The sequence below is a fragment of the uncultured Roseivirga sp. genome (assembly GCF_963973945.1).
GTDB lineage: Bacteria > Bacteroidota > Bacteroidia > Cytophagales > Cyclobacteriaceae > Roseivirga.
Window position 1 is genome coordinate 163,328 of record NZ_CAXBBV010000002.1, and the last position, 19,095, is coordinate 182,422.

General features: G+C 38.8%; 16 protein-coding genes. 6 read left to right on the forward strand and 10 right to left on the reverse strand.

The window, feature by feature from the left end; all coding sequences use genetic code 11:
- Window positions 1–52 precede the first annotated feature (52 nt).
- Window positions 53–2,479, forward strand: a complete 2,427-nt coding sequence (pbpC, locus tag AAC026_RS05010) for a penicillin-binding protein 1C (protein WP_339695548.1) — start codon at window positions 53–55, stop codon at window positions 2,477–2,479.
- Between the two features lie 35 nt (window positions 2,480–2,514).
- Here pbpC and AAC026_RS05015 read toward each other — a convergent pair whose 3' ends face one another.
- The 6 genes from AAC026_RS05015 to AAC026_RS05040 form a co-directional block, all read right to left on the reverse strand.
- Window positions 2,515–3,498 carry a bifunctional methionine sulfoxide reductase B/A protein gene (locus tag AAC026_RS05015; RefSeq protein ID WP_339695549.1) on the reverse strand — a complete coding sequence of 328 codons (984 nt, stop codon included), beginning with the start codon at window positions 3,496–3,498 and terminating at the stop codon, window positions 2,515–2,517.
- Window positions 3,499–3,573: 75 nt separating this feature from the next.
- Complete coding sequence (locus AAC026_RS05020) at window positions 3,574–4,725, reverse strand: glycosyltransferase family protein (protein ID WP_339695551.1); 1,152 nt, start codon at window positions 4,723–4,725, stop codon at window positions 3,574–3,576.
- A complete protein-coding gene (locus AAC026_RS05025; protein ID WP_339695554.1) occupies window positions 4,726–5,571 on the reverse strand; it encodes a UDP-2,3-diacylglucosamine diphosphatase in 846 nt (281 codons plus the stop codon).
- A 126-nt stretch (window positions 5,572–5,697) separates the two neighbouring features.
- Complete coding sequence (locus AAC026_RS05030) at window positions 5,698–5,940, reverse strand: acyl carrier protein (protein ID WP_339606568.1); 243 nt, start codon at window positions 5,938–5,940, stop codon at window positions 5,698–5,700.
- 52 nt (window positions 5,941–5,992) lie between these two features.
- On the reverse strand, window positions 5,993–7,342 hold the full coding sequence (locus AAC026_RS05035; RefSeq protein WP_339606567.1) for an ATP-binding protein: 1,350 nt from the start codon (window positions 7,340–7,342) through the stop codon (window positions 5,993–5,995).
- Window positions 7,332–8,708, reverse strand: a complete 1,377-nt coding sequence (locus AAC026_RS05040) for a sigma-54 dependent transcriptional regulator (protein WP_339606566.1) — start codon at window positions 8,706–8,708, stop codon at window positions 7,332–7,334. Before AAC026_RS05040 ends, AAC026_RS05035 begins: the two co-directional genes overlap by 11 nt.
- Before the next feature lie 585 nt (window positions 8,709–9,293).
- On the opposite strand from AAC026_RS05040, the gene AAC026_RS05045 reads away from it, so the two are divergent.
- The 3 genes from AAC026_RS05045 (at window position 9,294) to AAC026_RS05055 (ending at window position 12,748) form a co-directional block, all read left to right on the forward strand.
- Window positions 9,294–10,547: an efflux RND transporter periplasmic adaptor subunit gene (locus AAC026_RS05045; protein WP_339606565.1), complete on the forward strand. Its 1,254-nt coding sequence runs from the start codon at window positions 9,294–9,296 to the stop codon at window positions 10,545–10,547.
- A 38-nt stretch (window positions 10,548–10,585) separates the two neighbouring features.
- Window positions 10,586–11,299 carry an ABC transporter ATP-binding protein gene (locus tag AAC026_RS05050; protein WP_339606564.1) on the forward strand — a complete coding sequence of 238 codons (714 nt, stop codon included), beginning with the start codon at window positions 10,586–10,588 and terminating at the stop codon, window positions 11,297–11,299.
- Window positions 11,300–11,410: 111 nt separating this feature from the next.
- A complete protein-coding gene (locus AAC026_RS05055; protein ID WP_339695557.1) occupies window positions 11,411–12,748 on the forward strand; it encodes a TolC family protein in 1,338 nt (445 codons plus the stop codon).
- Here the strand turns inward: AAC026_RS05055 and AAC026_RS05060 are convergent.
- The 4 genes from AAC026_RS05060 to rsfS all read right to left on the reverse strand — a co-directional run bounded on the left by AAC026_RS05060 (window position 12,745) and on the right by rsfS (window position 16,886).
- On the reverse strand, window positions 12,745–13,548 hold the full coding sequence (locus tag AAC026_RS05060; RefSeq protein WP_339695558.1) for a hypothetical protein: 804 nt from the start codon (window positions 13,546–13,548) through the stop codon (window positions 12,745–12,747). The two genes, AAC026_RS05055 and AAC026_RS05060, sit on opposite strands and share 4 nt — an antisense overlap.
- Window positions 13,538–14,299, reverse strand: a complete 762-nt coding sequence (locus AAC026_RS05065; RefSeq protein WP_339695561.1) for a UDP-2,3-diacylglucosamine diphosphatase — start codon at window positions 14,297–14,299, stop codon at window positions 13,538–13,540. The genes AAC026_RS05060 and AAC026_RS05065 overlap by 11 nt, the downstream gene beginning before the upstream one ends.
- 94 nt (window positions 14,300–14,393) lie before the next feature.
- Window positions 14,394–16,469 (reverse strand): ATP-dependent zinc metalloprotease FtsH, encoded by a 2,076-nt coding sequence (ftsH, locus tag AAC026_RS05070; protein WP_339695564.1) that lies wholly within the window; start codon window positions 16,467–16,469, stop codon window positions 14,394–14,396.
- Between the two features lie 69 nt (window positions 16,470–16,538).
- On the reverse strand, window positions 16,539–16,886 hold the full coding sequence (gene rsfS, locus AAC026_RS05075) for a ribosome silencing factor (protein ID WP_339605796.1): 348 nt from the start codon (window positions 16,884–16,886) through the stop codon (window positions 16,539–16,541).
- 105 nt (window positions 16,887–16,991) lie between these two features.
- Between rsfS and AAC026_RS05080 the strand changes: the two genes are divergently transcribed.
- Together AAC026_RS05080 and ahcY are read left to right on the forward strand one after the other, a co-directional pair.
- Window positions 16,992–17,699 carry a biotin--[acetyl-CoA-carboxylase] ligase gene (locus AAC026_RS05080; protein ID WP_339695567.1) on the forward strand — a complete coding sequence of 236 codons (708 nt, stop codon included), beginning with the start codon at window positions 16,992–16,994 and terminating at the stop codon, window positions 17,697–17,699.
- A gap of 65 nt (window positions 17,700–17,764) precedes the next feature.
- Window positions 17,765–19,072 carry an adenosylhomocysteinase gene (gene ahcY, locus AAC026_RS05085; protein ID WP_339695570.1) on the forward strand — a complete coding sequence of 436 codons (1,308 nt, stop codon included), beginning with the start codon at window positions 17,765–17,767 and terminating at the stop codon, window positions 19,070–19,072.
- The last annotated feature ends 23 nt before the right edge of the window (window positions 19,073–19,095 follow it).

Consider the following 19,095-nt stretch of genomic DNA (forward strand, 5'->3'; position numbering starts at 1 on the left):
AGAAAAGCAGACCTGTCAGGTTTCAAAAACCTGTCAGGTCTTACCTCACCGAATGAAAAAACAGATCAAGAAATATCGTTATCCAATTCTGGTGCTTTTTGTGCTGTTGTCGGCTGCGTATTATGTCTGTTTGCCCAAAACCCTTTTTAACGATCCATACACTACCGTACTGAATGCCGAAAATGGAGAAATGCTTTCTGCTAGAATTGCCAGAGACGGCCAATGGCGGTTTCCAGAAGTAGATTCCATTTCGGATAAATACGAGAAGGCTTTACTTACTTTCGAAGATCAATATTTCTACAGTCACCCCGGAGTAAATCCTTTTGCAATGGGTAGGGCCATAGTTCAGAATTTAAAGGCTGGATCCGTGGTGAGTGGAGGCAGTACCCTATCCATGCAGGTGATTCGGATGTATCGAAAAGGGAAGTCGCGCAACGTATATGAAAAGTTGGTGGAGATGATTCTGGCCACTCGACTTGAGCTTCGGTACTCCAAAAAAAGCATTCTGAAACTGTATGCTTCGCACGCCCCTTTTGGAGGGAATACTGTGGGAATTGAAGCGGCCTCATGGCGCTACTTTGGCCGAAGAGCCAACGATTTAAGTTGGGCCGAAGCCGCATTATTGGCAGTACTTCCCAACCAACCTTCTTTACTTTATCCAGGCAGAAATACGGCTCCTTTAAAAGCCAAACGCGATCGCCTTTTGGATAAAATGTATGATGAAGGTTTTTTTGACGAAACCAGCTTTGAATTGGCCAAAGAGGAACCCATTCCTTCTAAACCCAATGATATTCCAATTGAAGCTTTGCACTTGTTGGACAAAGGTGTCAAGGATGGAAAAGAAGGCCAAAGATTACAAACTACATTAGATGCACATTTACAGAGGCGAGTAGACCGAGTGGTAAAAAACCATAATGCGCTCTTGAGGCTCGATGGAATTGAAAACGCTTCGGCAATTGTGTTGGACGTTCGGAGCAATACAGTAAAGGCCTATATAGGAAATGTGTATGAGGAAGGTGCATCGTCAACTGGTCAACAAGTAGATGTGATTCAAGCCCCAAGGAGCACAGGTAGTTTGCTCAAACCCATACTCTATGCTTCTCTACTGGATGAAGGTTTGATGTTGCCAAAGTCGCTTTTGCCCGATGTTCCGGTGTATTTTAAGAATTTCGTTCCTAAGAATTTTACACGTGAATACGATGGCGCAGTACATGCCGATATGGCTTTGTCGAGGTCGCTGAATATTCCTGCCGTTCACATGCTCCAAGATTATGGCTATCCGCGTTTTCATGAAAAACTGAAAGGTTTAGGCATGACTACGCTAACCCAGCCCGCTAGTCATTATGGCCTGTCAATGATTCTGGGCGGTTCAGAAGGCACTCTTTGGGACTTGACGAATATTTATGCAGGAATGGCACGTACGCTCACACGGTTTAATGGGCGGACTCCCGAAAAGCGTTATGAGAAAAGTGATTTTGAATTTGCGAATTATGATGGCACAAAGTTTAAAGTTCAAGGTTCATTGTTGAATAAAAAAGATGTTTCGGAAAAACAGATCAACGGAAACATTGAACTGAAGAACAATAAACAGTTAAGCGCTTCTTCTATTTGGTTTACTTTTAAAGCCATGCTGGAAGTGTATCGTCCGGGTGATGATGCGCAATGGAAACTGTATTCTAGCGCCAAGAAAATTGCTTGGAAAACAGGAACAAGCTTTGGCTATCGAGACGGTTGGGCAATAGGAGTGACCCCAGAATATGTGGTGGGTGTTTGGGTGGGGAATGCCGATGGTGAGGGTCGTCCTGGACTCACGGGCATTCAAGCGGCCGCACCAATTCTCTTCGATATTTTTGATGTGTTGCCAGAAACTACTTGGTTTAACCCGCCTATGGCTGAAGTGGTTTATGCCCCAGTAGACCGTCAAAGTGGTTATTTGGCTTCATCCTATTCCATTCAAGTGGATACGGTTTTAATTCCAAAGGCCGGGCTGAATACCATGGCAAGCCCTTTTCACCAAAGGGTACACCTTGATAAAACTAAGAATTACCGTGTGAATTCAGATTGCGAACCAGTAGTGGATATGATCAGCACCAATTGGTTTGTGCTTCCGCCTAAACAAGCGCTGTATTATAAAAAGCGTAACCCAACCTATCAAGAACTTCCTCCTTTGCGAAGCGATTGCTTTGGTGAAAGTTTAGACATGGAAGTGATGGACATGGTATATCCAGAACCCGATGCACAGGTGTATATTCCAATAAACCTAGAAGGCGAAAGGGAACAGGTGGTGTTTGAAGTGGCCCATCGTAAACCCAACAGCGAATTGCACTGGCATTTGGATGATGTCTATTTAGGAACCACTCAAGCCAATCATGTTCTCGCCTTAACGCCACCAGCAGGTGAACACATCATCACTGTGATTGATGAAGAAGGGCATCGGTTGTTAAGAAATTTTACAGTGTTGGAAAAGGTAGGGAAGTAAAAAAGGCTCCACTTATTAAAGTGAAGCCTCGGTGTTTATATTTCGTCTTTCAGCCTGTCTTTAAACATGCTTCGTAATTTCTGAACTTTCGGGTCGATGATTGCCCTACAATAAGGCTGTTCCCTGTTTTCATTATAATAGTCCTGATGATCTTCTTCAGCTGGGTAATAGGCTCCAAGCGGACTGATTTCTGTTACTATAGGGTCGTCAAAGTAATCTTTCATTTCTACTTTTACAGCTTCTGCGGTTTGTTTTTCATCTTCATCTCGATAAAAAATTACAGACCTGTATTGTGTTCCTTGATCATACCCTTGTCGGTTTAGTGTAGTAGGGTCATGGGTAGAAAAGAAAATACGAAGCAAATCGGCATAAGGTAGAACCTCTGGATTATAAGTAATTTTAATTACTTCCGCATGTCCTGTTCTTCCTGTTCCAATTTCTCTGTACGTTGGGTTTTTAACAGTTCCGCCTGAATAGCCCGACTCTACCTTTTCTACTCCTTTTACCCGTTGAAAAACAGCTTCTGTGCACCAAAAACAGCCGCCACCTAAAATGGCTGTGGCTTCGGTTTTGTCTTCTTCAATCAATTTCATTGAAGCCGAATTAATGCAGTAGCGTAAGCCACTTGGCTCAGGGCCATCAGGAAAAACATGGCCTTGGTGTGCATCGCAAGTATTACACATTACTTCTACGCGCACCATTCCATAGGACGTGTCCTTTTCGTACTTAATGGCATTTTCTTTTACGGGTTGTGTAAAACTTGGCCAGCCAGAGCCTGATTCAAATTTTAATCTAGAGTCGAATAGGGGAGTGTCGCAGCAAACGCAGCCGTATAATCCGGGTTCGTGACGTTCGCAGAATTCACCTGTTCCAGCCCTTTCGGTGCCTTTTAATCTGGCAATTTGAAATTGTGAAGGAGTTAAAATGGCCTTCCATTCGTCCTCTGTTTTTTCCACCCTTCTGTCGGGTGCTGGGCTGCCGTTATTGGCAAATTTGATTACGTCAATCCAAGTAAGCATATATTCCTTTCTGATTTCGAGGGTAGAACACAAATGTCTACCTCGAGGTTTCAATATACTTCATAAGTTCTGCTTTTATGAGTTCAGTATTGATGAAAATTGAGAAAAGGTAGGTCTTGTTTTGAGCGTTAACTTCTTTGTTGGAGACACAACAGGTGCTTCGAGTGCTTCAAGAATGATTGTTTTATTCAGCCCCATCCAATGTTTGAATTTTTTCGCTTCGGTTTCGTGTGTGGAAAGGTATTTTAAGAATGGATCCAGCACAAAGTGATGATTGGTGATTCCTGCCCCAGCCTTGACGGCATCTAGCGCATTACAGGCTTGCTCATACTGTTTTTCAACAGGAATCATCATTACTGGCTTACCTAAATACATGGCCTCGCAAATGGACTCAAAGCCTGCAGTAGAAACGTAACCCATGCAGTCCTTCATGTAATTCAAAAACTTTTGGTCATTAATATGGTGGAAGGTGATGTTTTTCCATGGTGACCATTCATCTTTTTGATCTAAGTTGTCCCAAAAGCAGTGCAGTCGAATTTTCTTATTCTGCTTGTGCCATTCCATTAAGTCATAAGCATAGCCGGGGTTTACTACATAGGCCAAAATGAAATCTCCTTTGCTTGGAGTTAGGTTGAATATTTCTTCCCTAAGTAGTGGAGGAGCAATGGTTAATGTTTTAGAATCAGGTTTAATATTGCGAAATGATAAGGCGATTTTCTTATGCGCATTAAGTGATGTCAGTTTGTTAGTAAGCAGAAAACACCGTTTTTGAAGAGGCGAACCTTCGGCAAATGGAAAAGAACTGTCTTCGGCCAAATACTGATGGGCAATACAGATTCTTTTTACTTTCGGCTTATAAATTCCAAAATACAGGCCCGCGAGTATATCATAGAAGTTAATAATGACATCGGGCTGTTCGCTTTTTACAATCTTGTTGATCTTTCTGAGCTGACCTAAGAACTGCGGAATATTTAAGCCATTTACTAGCCCTGTTTTCCATAAGTTGATAGACTTCTTTCCTTTATCATAAAAGAAGTTTGGGCTAACTACCGTATGGACTTTTGCATCAGATTTTTGCTTGAAATAATCAGGTACTTCGCGTCTTTTGTTGGTACCAATGATCATTGAAGTTACTTCATGACCAGCCTCTGTCAATATTTGTGATAAAGCGAGAGCTTGAGTCATGTGACCGCGACCTTCACCTTGTATTATAAAGAGTGCTCTCATTTATCCGATTTCAGTTTTTGGACTAATCTCTACAGGCCCGAATAGGCCAGTTATTTCTATGGGCTTGCTTTTTAATCCCTTCGACTCTTTCTGTTTCTTTTCTGCCTTTTGCGTTTCAGAATAATAAACTAGACTCCACTCTCCATTGAAATCTTCTATTAGGGCAGTGAGTGATTCTACCCAGTCACCAGAGTTGAGATAAGTAATGCCATCAATTTCTTTTATGGCTGGTTGGTGAATATGTCCGCAGATAATACCATCGCATTCACGGTATTTGGCCATGGCAGAAAGTTGCTCTTCATAATCGTCAATATATTTTATGGCCTGCTTCACTTTGCCCTTTACTGCTTGAGAAAGGGAAAAGTAAGGAAGCCCTTTTTTAATTCTTCGGTAATTGTATTGTCGATTTAGCCATAAAAGAAAAGTGTAGCCTACATCTCCAAGCTTGGCTATCCATTTAAACTGGCGTGTAATAGAATCGAAAATATCTCCGTGAACAATCAGGAATTTTTTTCCAAAGGATTCATAAACCATTTCTCTCTTGATGGTAAGATTGCCCATTGTGAAAGGAAGAATTTGATCTAAGAAATCGTCATGATTACCACGTAGATAGGTCACTTTAGTGCCTTCGTGTTCAATCATTTTTAAAATTCGGGTAAAAAAACGGGTGTGTTTACGTTTCCATTGGCCTGACTTTTTGAGTTGCCAGCCGTCAATAATATCTCCGTTTAGTATCAGGTTTTCACAATGATACTGTTTTAGGAATCTGACGAGTTCTTTAGACTTTGAGCCTTTGGTGCCAAGGTGAACGTCAGAAATAACAATGGTTTTGCAGTTATTCTTCACGGTTAAAGGGGTATGACTCAATTAACAAATTGAGTTTAACTCCATCGTCACCGTGGTTTTATGTAATTAATATTTAAAGGAGGAATGAGAAGTTTTTTGGTAATACAGACTTAATCTAGCTAAAGATTAATTTTGACTTACCTTTTTCTGAATGTATTCCACTGCCTGCCCAACTGTTTGTAATTGCTCTGCATCGTTGTCAGGTATTCTGATCTCAAAAGTCTGTTCAAACTCCATTACAATTTCTGCATAGTCTAAAGAATCTATACCGAGGTCTTTGATGAAATTGGCATCAATTGTAGCCTCAGTGGATGCTATGCCTATTTTGTCGACTAGAATTTTTGTGATTTTATCTTGAATCTCACTCATTGGTTGGTCTCTAAGGGAATATTTTCGGAAGATAGTCGATTTAGCTAAAAATTTAAAACCTAAGGGTAAATTCGGTGCCTTCATTCATTACAGACTTAACGGTAATTCCTCCTCCGTGCTTTCTCATAATCTGTTTTGATAAGCTTAGACCAATTCCAGATCCTTGTTTTTTTGTAGTAAAGAAAGGGATAAAGATTTTACTCAAGGCTTCTTCATCAATACCGCAACCGTTATCTCTTATTACAATTGTTGGTCGGTTATATTCATTCACAAAAGCCCTAACTATTATATGTTTTTCTTCAGTGTTTTCCTCTAAAGCATGTACAGCATTCTGTAAAATGTTAATCAACACTTGGTCAATCAACTCTTTGTCTATGCTAAAGGCCAAGTTTATGGGCTCAATACTGAAGCTGATTTTTATTTTTTTCGCAGCCAATTCATGATTGAACAGTACCTGAATATGCTCCAGTACTTTGGCAACACTTTCTGTGGCTACTTTTGGTTGAGGTATTTTGGTTAAGTTTCTAAAGTCTGAAACAAAACGAATTAAGCCTTGACTCCTTCTTTCAATGGTTTGAACAGCTAGGTAAATGTCTTCCAACTCTTCTTTTTCTATTGGAACATCATCTTCAATGTTATCTACCAAGTTGTCTTTTACCGTAGCGGCTAAAGAGGAGAGGGGAGTTACTGAGTTCATAATCTCATGGGTCAAAACACGAATAAGGTTTTGCCATGCATCCATTTCCTTTTCTTCCAGTTCAGACTGGATGTTTTGAACAGAAACTAATTTGAACTCTTCACCTCTAAGTACGAGCTCAATCACATAAATGGAAAGCTGTACATGGGTGCCTTCTTGAGTGAAATCAATTAGGTCACTTCCTCCAGTTTTAAGTTTTACGAGTGACTCAACTAGTTTTGGGCTTACTTTGCTTAATTCAAAAATGTTCTGAATAGCCTCAATCCCAATCAGCTTCTTTGCAGCACTATTAATAATTTGAATATCTCCTTTTTTATTGAAGGTAATGAGTCCAATGCCTACATGCTGTACTATCGTTCTGAAATAGTGGTAATTGGCTTCTTTGTCTGCTCTAATTTCTCTGAACTTTCGAATTACATTATTGAATTCTTTATACAACTGATCAACAGAAGCTGAATGTCCTTCTGTTGGGTAGGTTGCTGTAAAGTCATCGTATTTAATTGAATTCAAAAAACCTGAAATTTCACGGTTCGTTTTTTCAATTGCGCGAATAAGCAAATAGACCTGAACTATAATTGCTAGGCTAACAAAGAATATGTTGACTTGATTTTGTGAGCCATAGATCAAATTGGCCAGTAGTAATGCACTGGCCGTAAGAAGTATTACTCGAGCAACAATAAGAAATCGTAGATTTTTAAAGCCCATGTTTTTCTAATCTGCGATAAAGCGAGGCCCTTGTTAAGCCTAATTCTTTGGCGGCTTTAGAAATATTGCCTGAATGCTTATTGACCGCTTTTAGAATTACGTTCTTTTCTACCTCATCGAGATTGAAATTTTCTGCTGCTTCATTTGCGTTATCTTGTTTCTGAACCAAGAAGAAGAAGTCATCAGGCATTAGAGTATTCCCTTCTCCCATAATAATAGCCCTTTCTATGGCATGCTGAAGTTCACGGATATTGCCCGGCCAAGCATATTTTTGGAGCTTCTTCATGGTAGAAGAAGCTACCTTCTTTCTGTCTTTACGGTATTTGTCGCAATACACCTTAACGAAGTGTTCCGTAAGCAGAATTATGTCGTCCTGTCTTTCTCGAAGTGGAGGTAAATGTACTTCCACAGTATTGATTCTATAGAGTAAATCTTGTCTGAAAGTACTATCGTGTACCATTTCGTAGAGCGGCATGTTTGTGGCGCAAATCAAACGAATATCAATTGGCATCGATTTGTTTGAGCCAATCTTGGTTACCTCTCTTCGCTGAATTGCTGTAAGCAACTTCGATTGAAGCGGTAGGCTTAAATTGCCTATTTCATCTAAAAACAGAGAGCCACCATTCGCCACTTCAAAGCGACCAGTCCTATCTTCTTTAGCATCTGTAAAGGCTCCCTTCTTATGTCCGAAAAGCTCGCTCTCAAAAAGAGTTTCTGTAATAGCTCCCATATCAACGCCTACAAACACGTTGTCTTTCCGAAGTGATCGTTGATGAAGTGCTCTAGCAACTAATTCTTTTCCTGTTCCATTCTCACCTAAAATCAAAACATTGGCGTCTGTACCCGCTACTTTGTCAATAATGGAAAAAACATTCTTCATAGAAGGGCTGTCTCCAATAATGTCTTTAAAGGGCTTACTTATTTCGTCCTCAAGCTGTTTTTTAGCACTCTTAAGTTTATCAACTTCAGCATAAGATCGTTTAAGTTTGACCGCTGTTGAAATTGTAGCGATCAATTTTTCGTTTTGCCATGGCTTAAGTACAAAGTCGGTTGCACCCTCTTTTAATGCTTTCACGGCCATCTCTACATCACCAAAAGCAGTGATTAGTACTACTACAGCAGAAGGGTCGGCATCTAGTATTTGCTCTAACCAGTAAAAACCTTCTTTTCCACTAGTAATGTCCTTACTGAAATTCATGTCCAGTAGAATAACATCGTATGTGCCGTTATTCATCAAGAAAGGAATCTTCTTAGGGTTCTTTTCTATGATTACCTCCTTGGCATGTTTTTTTAATAAAAGTTTGGCGGCAATGAGTACATCCTCATCGTCATCTATGATTAATATTTTACCGAGTTCGTTATCCACTAGCTTATAATTTTAAGGGCTTGTTTTCTTTACTGCCTATAATAGTGCCAACCAAGATTATGGCAGTTGAGCCAACTATTAGTACAGAGAAGTGTTCGTTATCGTTCCAATAATGTACCGAATACGGACAGTATAAAGCTAGTAACATTTTGTCTTTTTACTAACCTTATAGGGTAAACACTTTTTTGCAAACTCTGTGGTTTGTTGTTCGAGCTTTCATATACCGCTTAAACTAAATTTATGTAGCGACATAAATTATTGGTGCATTCGCTTTGTGAAATTGATTTATGTATCATATATTGCACTCGTTGTTTTGAATTAATTTAAACGTTAATTCAGATATTTTGAGTTTTTGACCTTTGGGCTCGATTCTGACCAAATCGAGCCTTTTTTTATGCCCAATCCTCTGGGCTCAAGAATTCAAAAACTGTTCGATTCCGACCAAGCCCTGTTCTGATATTGTACACATCCTATTACCTCACTGTCAGTTAAAAATGGTTAAATGTCTGTAGTCCAATATGTTGTGTTTATGGCATCTTTGTTGGTAAAAGCTGGCCGGATAAGAAAACATCACTCAAAATGGCAATGGACAGAAAGATTAAAAAGAAGGTATGGACCGCAAAAAGAATTTTTACGATACTAGGTATCACTGGGGTTGTCGCCCTAATCGCCTATGTATTCTTTTTTGCTGATAAATCCTCGAAACTCAATGTTGAGTTAGACAAAATTAATGTAGCTAGTGTAACTGAAGGCGCATTTGAAGAATACATTCCAGTAGAGGGTACGGTCAACCCGAAAACAACTATTTATTTAGATGCCATAGTTGGTGGTAATGTAGCTGAGAAATTTTTAGACGGTGGCGTAGAAGTAGAAAAAGGAGATACCATTCTCAAGTTGGAGAATGACAACCTTGAAATGAACTACATTAGAGAGCAAACTCAAGCTAACTTGCTTAGAAATGACATTGAGAATACTAACCTTAGTTTGCGTCAACGTTTGTTTCAATCAAAGTCTGCCATTATCAACTTAGACTTTGATATCGATGAGGCAAGGGATGCCTACCAACGGAATCAACAATTATGGGCAGACAAGGTGATCTCTGAGCAGGAATACTTAAACTCTAAAAGGCGTTATGACCGATTAGTAGCAAGAAGGGTGAACGAAATTGAGTCTGCTCGATTTGATTCACTCAACGCGGTGTCTAGCACTAAACAAAATGAAGAGCGCCTTGAGTCTACAAAAGAGAGTTTAGAGATTGTAAAGGGGAACTTAAGTAACTTATGGGTAACGGCAAGAATCTCTGGGCTACTTTCTACAGTAAATTTTGAAGTAGGTCAAAATGTTAGTCCTGGAGTAACCATTGCTCAGATTGATGATTTGGACGGTTTTAAAATTGTAGCCCGTGTAGATCAGCATTACCTAGACAGAGTCTATATGGGGCTAAAGGGCAATTTCGATTTTGCTGGTTCTAATTACGGTTTAGTTATTCGCAAAATTTTCCCCGAAATTAACAGTGGCCAATTCATTGTAGAAATGATGTTTGAAGGCGAAGCACCTGAAAATATTAGAAGAGGGCAGACTGTGCCTATTAAACTTCAATTAAGCGAGGAACGTCAGGCTGTTATGATACCGCGTGGCGCCTTCTTTCAAACAACTGGCGGGAACTGGATTTTCGTAGTAGACGCCTCTGGAGATTTTGCAGAGAAAAGAAAAATTAGCATCGGAAACCAGAACACAAGGCAATATGAAGTGCTAGAAGGGTTGAAGCCAGGCGAACAAGTAATTACCTCATCTTATGATGGTTATGAAGATAAAGACAAGCTAGTAATCAAAAAATAGTATAAATTAATTCACAACAACCTTTAACTTTTATTAAAATGGAAAACAGTAAAAATCTTATTACCACTAAAGGTCTTAAAAAGTTTTACTACACCGATGAAGTAGAGACTACTGCATTGGGCAATGTAAATCTAGAAATCAAAGAAGGTGAATTTGTTGCCGTAATGGGGCCTTCTGGTTGTGGTAAATCCACACTTTTGAACATCATTGGTCTTTTAGATAACCCGTCAGAAGGAGAGTTTTACTTCTATGATGAAGAAGTTTCTAAATACTCTGAAAGACAAAGAGCGGAATTGAGAAAAAGAAACATCGGTTTCGTTTTCCAAAGCTTTAACCTTATTGATGAGTTAACTGTATTCGAAAATGTAGAACTTCCTTTGATCTACTTAAAGTACCCTGCGGCAGATCGTAAGAAGCGCGTAGAGGAAGTACTTGAGCAAATGCAGATCATGCACAGAAAAGATCACTTTCCTCAGCAATTATCGGGTGGTCAGCAACAAAGGGTTGCGGTAGCCAGAGCAGTTGTGGCAAAACCAAACTTGATTCTTGCGGATGAGCCTACTGGTAACTTGGACTCAACTAATGGTCAGGAAGTTATGACACTTTTGACAAACCTTAACGAAAACGGGACTACCGTAATTATGGTAACTCACTCTGCAACTGATGCGGAATACTCACATAGAGTAATCAATCTATTTGATGGTCAGATTGTTTCTGAAAACATCAATTCGAAAGAAAACTCTCTGGTTTAAAAATATTACTCAAAGTGTCTGAAAAGGCTCTGGATTTTCCAGAGCCTATTAAAACACGCTTTAAGGCAGCGTGAGTGGTCAATAATGCCTTGTGGATAGAAAACTCGAACGATGAAAAAAATAATTTACACCCTTTTTGCGACAGTGTTTCTGATTACTTCTGTCAGTGCTCAGCGAGTACTTACCTTGGATGAATGTATTCAGATAGCATTAGATAATAACCTCGATATTAAAAGAGCTAGAAACGAAGCTATTAGTGCTAGAGCTGGTTACACACGAAGTAAGTTTGATTTTTTGCCCGACTTAAGTGCTGGTGCAAGTCATCGTTGGAGTGAGGGTTTGTCTTTTGACCAGACTTCTGGAACAAGAGTTAATACAACTACTTTGGGTGGGGGAGCATCAATTGGTGCTTCAGTCACAATTTTTAGTGGTTTTAGTAAAAACTTAGAATTGAGCAGAAGTAAACTTTTGTTAGAGGCTAATGAGCAAACTATAGAGAGCAATATCCAATCTATCGAAGGAAATGTGGTAGGAGCTTTTCTTCAAGTGGTTTCTACTCAGGAGAACCTTAAGATTGCTGAACAGACTTTTGGTTTGCTAAAGGAGCAGTTGGATAGAGAAGAGAAAAGAGAGAAAGCAGGAGTAGGAGATATGGAACGTGTTTATAATTTTCGATCACAAGTTGCACAACAGAACCTTAGGATTGTTGAATTAACAAATCAACTTAAATCAAGCGAGTTGGTTTTAGTACAACTCCTTCTCCTAGATCCTACAGAAGACTTTAATTTCCAAGGAGTTTCTATAGAAGATGCTGAATTAGAGGCTCAAATAGCGGATTTCTCAGAAGTGTCTGAAAAATCTTTAGCACATTCTCCAGCGATTAAAGCCTCAGTGCTAAACTTAGAGGCTACTAAAAAATCATATAAAATAGCTCAGTATGCCTGGATGCCTAGACTTAGTGCATCAGCAAGCTATGGGTCTAATTGGTCGTCTAACCTAAGAAATCAAGATGGTAGTGTTGTAGACATTTCTTCGCAGTTGGAAAACAATATTAATAAGGGAGCAGGTTTAAATTTGAGTATACCTTTATTTACCAACTTCCAAAACCGTACAAGAGTCCAGCAAACTAAGATTCAGGTTTTGAATTCGGAAATTGGTTTACAACAAGAGAAGAATAATTTAACTAATCAGGTGCAAAGAGCATATCTAGATTTAGTAAATGCTAAAACTTCTTATGCCGCTGCTAAAGAAAGCTTAGTGAATTTACAGATGGCCTTTGAGTTTGCTAAAAGCCGTTACGAAAACGGTACAATTGATTTCGTTACTTATTTAACCAGCCTGAACGGAAAAAATACGGGCGAATTACAGTTGGTGCAAGCTAAATACACCATCTTATTCCGTCAATTAATTTTAGATATTTATACTGGTGAGTTGAATAACCAGAACTAATTCAGTTCAAAGATATCGAGGGTTGTCCTTGTGAAAAGAAACACTCGCTTGTTTTCCATTAATACAAAAGTGTAAGAGGGGTCAGGTAAACTGACCTCTTTTTTTTGTTTGGTATAGATGTCAAAGTAAACAATGTTTCCATTTTGAATGTAAATCAAGGAAGTGTCCAGAAAGCTAAAAAAATTAAGGTTGAAGATTGGTAGGGTCTCTAAGTAGTTACCGAGATTATCGAAAATAAGAACACCATTTTTGTTATCACTTATAAAGAGTAAATTCTGATACTCTCTTATGAAGCTAAAATCATAAGCCTTATTACTAAGTACGAGACTAAGATTGGTCTCAGAAATCGCTTCACTGTTACTAATATCGATCTTCTTTAGACTAAATCCTTGAGCGTCCAGTACCCAAATATTATTGTCTGCCGCTATGGTAGAAAGGTTAGTGTAAGAAACACCTTCTTGATTATTTATGGAATACCTCTCTGACGCGTTGAGAAAACGATCTAAAAACAAATACTCTTGAAAGTCTTTGTAGAACGCGAAAACTCTGAGTCCTTGCCATGCTTCTATTAGTCTCGGAGTTGATTTTTTAGGAGGAGAATAATGCGATTGAAATACTCCGTTTGAATCGTATTTATCTATGGATCTGTTGATAGATGAAATGTAAAGATTCCCCTGTCGATCTATGGAAACCTGATTTACCTGATTCTCGAGTTTGACAGATTCTATTTTCTTCCAATCCTGCGCAAGTGCGAAGCTCTGAATTGCTATGAGTAAGATAAATGTTATACTATGCTTCAAAAGTCTTGAAGTTGAAGTTTTGGCCATCAAATTCTCCATAAGTATAGTTATTGATCCATTCCCCCAAGTTAACATATCTACTGCTTTCTCCCACCTTTAAATCAAGGGGTAAGTGCCTATGACCGAACAAATATAAGTCCCTATGTTTTTGACTTTCTTTCTTTTTAGCATAGGCCCAAAGCCATTCTTCTTCGCCCAAAAACTCCTGTTCTTTTTCGTGACCTTGCGCTCTACTTTTTCTAGACCAGTAATTGGCTAAACCAATGCCTAAATTAGGGTGAAGTCTGTGAAAGCACCATTGAAAGAAGGGGTTGGTAAATATTTTTTTCAGTGACTTATAACCTTTGTCATGAGGACCAAGCCCATCGCCATGCCCAATAAGAATAGAGTAATTGTTTATGGTAATGTCAATTGGGTCTTTAACAACTATGGCATTTAGTTCTTTCTCTAAATAACCAAACATCCACAGGTCATGATTACCAGTGAAGATTACCAGTTGAATTCCATTGTCACTAAGTTCGGCCAGCTTACCTAGAAAGCGAGTGAATCCTTTTGGAACAACTGAGTTGTATTCAAACCAAAAATCGAAGAGGTCACCTACCAGAAAAACTACTTGCGCATCTTCAGAAATTGAATCGAGCCATCTCACAATTTTTCGTTCTCTTTCTAGGCTCTTTTCAAAAGAAGGAACTCCTAAATGGAAATCGGATGCGAAGTAAGCTTTTTTGCCTTTGGCTAAGTTAATGTTCATGGCTACGGTAGTGCAATGTTAAAATTGCAAAGTATTCACAAATAAAAAAATCAGGCCAGAGGGCCTGATTCCAAATTATATATTCTGATACAAATTATTTTTTATCTTCTGAGTTTTGAACATCATCATTATCATCTGATTGAGTTTCAATCTCGGTACTCACCTTCTCAGGGTCAGGAGCTACTTTTTCTTTTTCCTGACCATTTGGTGAGGTATAAGCAGCATAAGTAGTTTGTTTCTCAAAAGGTCTCTTTCCAATTAACCCCTCAAGATCTGACTGGAAAATAATTTCCTTTTCGAGAAGTTTTTGAGCAATAATTTCAAGCTTATCTTTCTTGTCGGTTAACAATTTGATCGCACGTTGATATGCTTCATCAATTATTTTCTTAACCTCTTCGTCAATCGTTTTGGCAGTAGCATCAGAATATGGCTTGTTGAAGTTGTACTCTGATTGTTTTGAGTCATAGTATGAAATATGACCAATCTTATCGTTCATGCCATATACAGTAACTATACTGTAAGCCACTTTAGTTACTCTTTCTAAATCGCTAAGGGCACCTGTTGATATTTTGCCGAAAACAATTTCTTCCGCAGCTCTACCTCCTAAAGTCATACACATTTCGTCCATCAGCTGCTCTGTTTGATATAAGAACTGTTCTTTAGGTAGATACTGTGCGTAACCCAAAGCTGCTACGCCTCTTGGTACGATACTTACCTTTACCAATGGGTCGGCATGTTCTAAGAACCAGCCAGCCACTGCATGACCCGCTTCATGGTACGCGACAATCTTCTTTTCTTCTGGAGAAATAAGTTTGTTTTTCTTTTCTAAACCTCCAATTACACGGTCAATTGCATGTTGGAAATCGTCCATATCAACAGCCTTTTTGTCCCTACGCGCAGCAATTAAGGCCGCTTCGTTACAAACGTTGGCAATCTCTGCACCAGCAAAACCAGGAGTTTGAGCTGCTAATTTCTTGGCATCAATGTTCTTGTCCATTTTAATTGGAGCCAAGTGAACCTTAAAGATGGCCTCACGTCCAACTAAGTCTGGTTTATCAATACTAATCTGTCTATCAAAACGACCTGGTCTTAGTAATGCCTGATCTAAAACATCAGGACGGTTGGTGGCTGCTAAAATGATTACTCCGGAATCTGTAGCAAATCCATCCATTTCAACCAAAAGTGAGTTCAAGGTGTTTTCTCTTTCGTCATTAGAGCCTGGCATTTGGCCTTTGCCTCTTGAACGACCAATGGCGTCAATCTCATCTATGAAAACAATACATGGAGCTTTTTCTTTGGCTTGCTTGAAAAGGTCTCTAACTCTTGCTGCACCAACTCCAACAAACATTTCAACAAAATCTGAACCTGAAAGAGAGAAGAAAGGCACGGCAGCTTCACCAGCCACTGCTTTTGCTAACAAAGTTTTACCAGTTCCAGGAGGGCCTACTAGTAGAGCTCCTTTAGGGATTTTTCCACCTAGTTTTGTGAACTTTGAAGGGTTACGAAGAAATTCTACAATTTCTTGTACTTCTTCTTTTGCTTCATCTAGTCCAGCTACATTGTCAAAAGTAATTTTGACTTTGTTCTCAGCATCGAATAAGGCAGCTCTTGATTTACCAATATTGAATATTTGTCCACCAGGCCCAGAATTTCCAGTCATTCTTCTCATCATTAACCAGAAGAAAAGTATAATGATGATTAAAAAGCCATAAGAGCCAAGAATCTCCATGAAGGTAGTCTTGTCTTCGAACTGTAAACGTACAATTTCGTCTTCTGGAATTTTTTCCTTTTCTACAAAACCCTCATATCGTTCGTTAAAGGCTTCTGCTGAAAGAATATTTTTAATTACATAATGAGGCCCCTGATTTCCGAAACTGAAGAAATCGTGGTTTTCTAATTCTGTTTTATACTTAGCATTTTGGAGAGCTTCATTCTTAAGTGTAACCTCAACAGAATTTTGGTTTTTAATCACAACAATGCTTTGTACATCGTTACTTTTTACCATGTCTTCAAAGCGCTTTTGAGTAATGATTACGCCTGTATTCTGGTTACTGAAAATTGAAATTGAGAATACTAAAATAATCAAGGAGATGAATATCCATACTTGATTATTTGGCTTCTTGCCTCCTGCTTTTGGAATGATGTTCTTCTTTCTTGGACTATCTGGCATTTCTATGTTTTATAAAATTTAAATCTTTCTTTAAACGAGGGGCAACTGATAAAGTTAAACAACTTTAGGTTAGGCAATTGAGGTGACTTTGGCATCTCCCCAAAGATCTTCAAGTGCGTAAAAGTCTCTTTTCTCACGCTTGAAAATGTGTACAACATTGCTCACATAATCTAGAAGAATCCACTCTCTGTTGGTAAACCCCTCTTTGCGCCATGGTCGCTCACCTTGAGCCTCTTTAACCTCTTTTTCAACAGATTCGGCTATGGCTTGTAGTTGGGTATCTGAGTTGCCTGAGCAAATAATGAAAAAATCGCTAATCGAACCTTTCACTTCACGTAAATCAAGCACCTTAATGTCCTCTGCTTTACGCTCTTCCATTCCCTTAATAATAATCTGGCTCAGTTCTTCTGAAGTCATTCAGCTTTTGTTTCTAAATTGTTATTTATTTGCAGTCAAAACTACGAAAATCTGTTGTACAAAATCCTTGCTAAAACTTTATTTCTAGGCAAAGAGTTGATTTACATGCCAAGTTGTCATTCAACGAATGATATAGCCTTGCAAATCCTAAAGAAACCTGACACTCGAGAAGGAGTAGTGATCATTACTGATGACCAAACTGCTGGTAGGGGGCAAAGAGGAAACGGTTGGGTATCTGCCCCTCAATCTAACTTGACATTAAGTGTAGTTTTGAAGCCTACTTTCCTTCAGGCTCCTGACCAGTTTTTTTTGAACATCATTGTTTCCTTGGCAGTGAGAAAAATGATAAGTGCTTACACAGAAGAAAGTGATGTAAAAGTAAAATGGCCTAATGATGTCCTTCTGAACCAAAAAAAAGTAGCTGGGATATTGATTGAAAACACATTACAAAGAAGTTCAATTCAGTGGTCAGTAATAGGGATGGGGGTCAATGTGAATCAACAAAATTTAGATTTGAGTAAAGCGACATCACTTTTTAAAGAGACCAGAAATACAAATGAATTACCGATACTTTTTGAGCAGCTAATTGTATTACTTGAGAACTATTACTTAAAACTTAAATCAGGAAAGAAGGAAGAACTTAAAAGTGAGTACTTACAGCACCTCTTCGGTTACCAGCAGTTTAGAAAGTATAGAACAGAATATCTGTTTGATGGGAAAGTTATTGATGTTGACCAAACAGGTAGATTGATATTGGAAACAGCAAAAGGCGAGAAATCCTTTGATTTTAAGGAAATCGAATTCATTTACTGACAGATAGCTCGTGTTGAAATTTATAGACACAAGTCGTATCTTCGCAGCGCAATTAAAAAAATGATATGTTAGAAACAGGTTTAGAGTATAAGGTAAAAGATATTTCCCTAAGTGATTGGGGAAGGAAAGAAATAGGATTGGCCGAAGCTGAAATGCCTGGTTTAATGTCACTTCGCGAAGAGTTTGGTGCTGCTAAACCTCTTGCTGGGGCTCGTATTGCTGGTTGTCTTCACATGACCATTCAGACTGCTGTTCTTATTGAAACGTTGATTGAGTTAGGAGCAGAAGTAACTTGGTCTTCATGTAATATTTTCTCTACTCAAGATCATGCCGCTGCCGCTATTGCTAAGGCTGGAATTCCTGTTTATGCTTGGAAAGGCATGAACGATGAGGAGTTTGACTGGTGTATCGAACAAACTTTATTTGCGTTTGAAGGCGGTAAGCCTTTGAATATGATTCTGGATGATGGTGGTGATTTGACCAACATGGTTTTGGATAAATACCCTGAGTTAGTAAAGGATATTAAAGGACTTTCTGAAGAGACTACTACAGGAGTTCATAGGCTTTATGAAAGGATGAAAAAAGGCACATTACCAATGCCTGCAATAAACGTAAACGACTCAGTTACCAAATCTAAATTTGATAACAAATATGGTTGTAAAGAATCATTGGTAGATGCAATCAGACGTGCTACAGATGTAATGCTTGCCGGTAAGGTTGCTGTTGTTGCTGGTTACGGTGACGTAGGAAAGGGTTCTGCTGCTTCTTTGAGTGGCGCTGGTGTTAGAGTGATTGTTACAGAAATCGATCCGATTTGCGCACTTCAAGCGGCTATGGATGGTTACGAGGTTCAGAAAATGGAAAACGCTATTCCAAGAGCTAATATCATTGTTACAGCAACTGGTAACTATAATATTATTCAAGGAAAGCACTTTGAAGCCATGAAGGATAAAACCATTGTTTGTAACATTGGTCACTTCGATAATGAAATTGATATGGCTTGGTTAAACAAGACTTACGGTGGAAGCAAGATCGAAATTAAGCCTCAAGTGGATCTTTATAACATTAAAGGAAATGATGTTATAGTTTTGGCTGAAGGTCGTTTGGTAAACCTAGGTTGTGCTACAGGTCACCCTTCATTTGTAATGTCTAATTCATTCACGAACCAGACTTTGGCTCAGTTGGAGCTTTGGACTAACTCTAGTGCTTACGAAAACGCAGTATACACTTTGCCAAAGCATTTAGATGAAAAAGTGGCTAAACTTCACCTTGCAAAAATTGGTGTAGAACTAGAAGAGCTTACTCCAGAGCAAGCAGAATATATTGGTGTAGCTGTTGATGGCCCTTATAAGCCTGAGCATTATAGATATTAAGCTAAAATCTAGACTTATAAAAA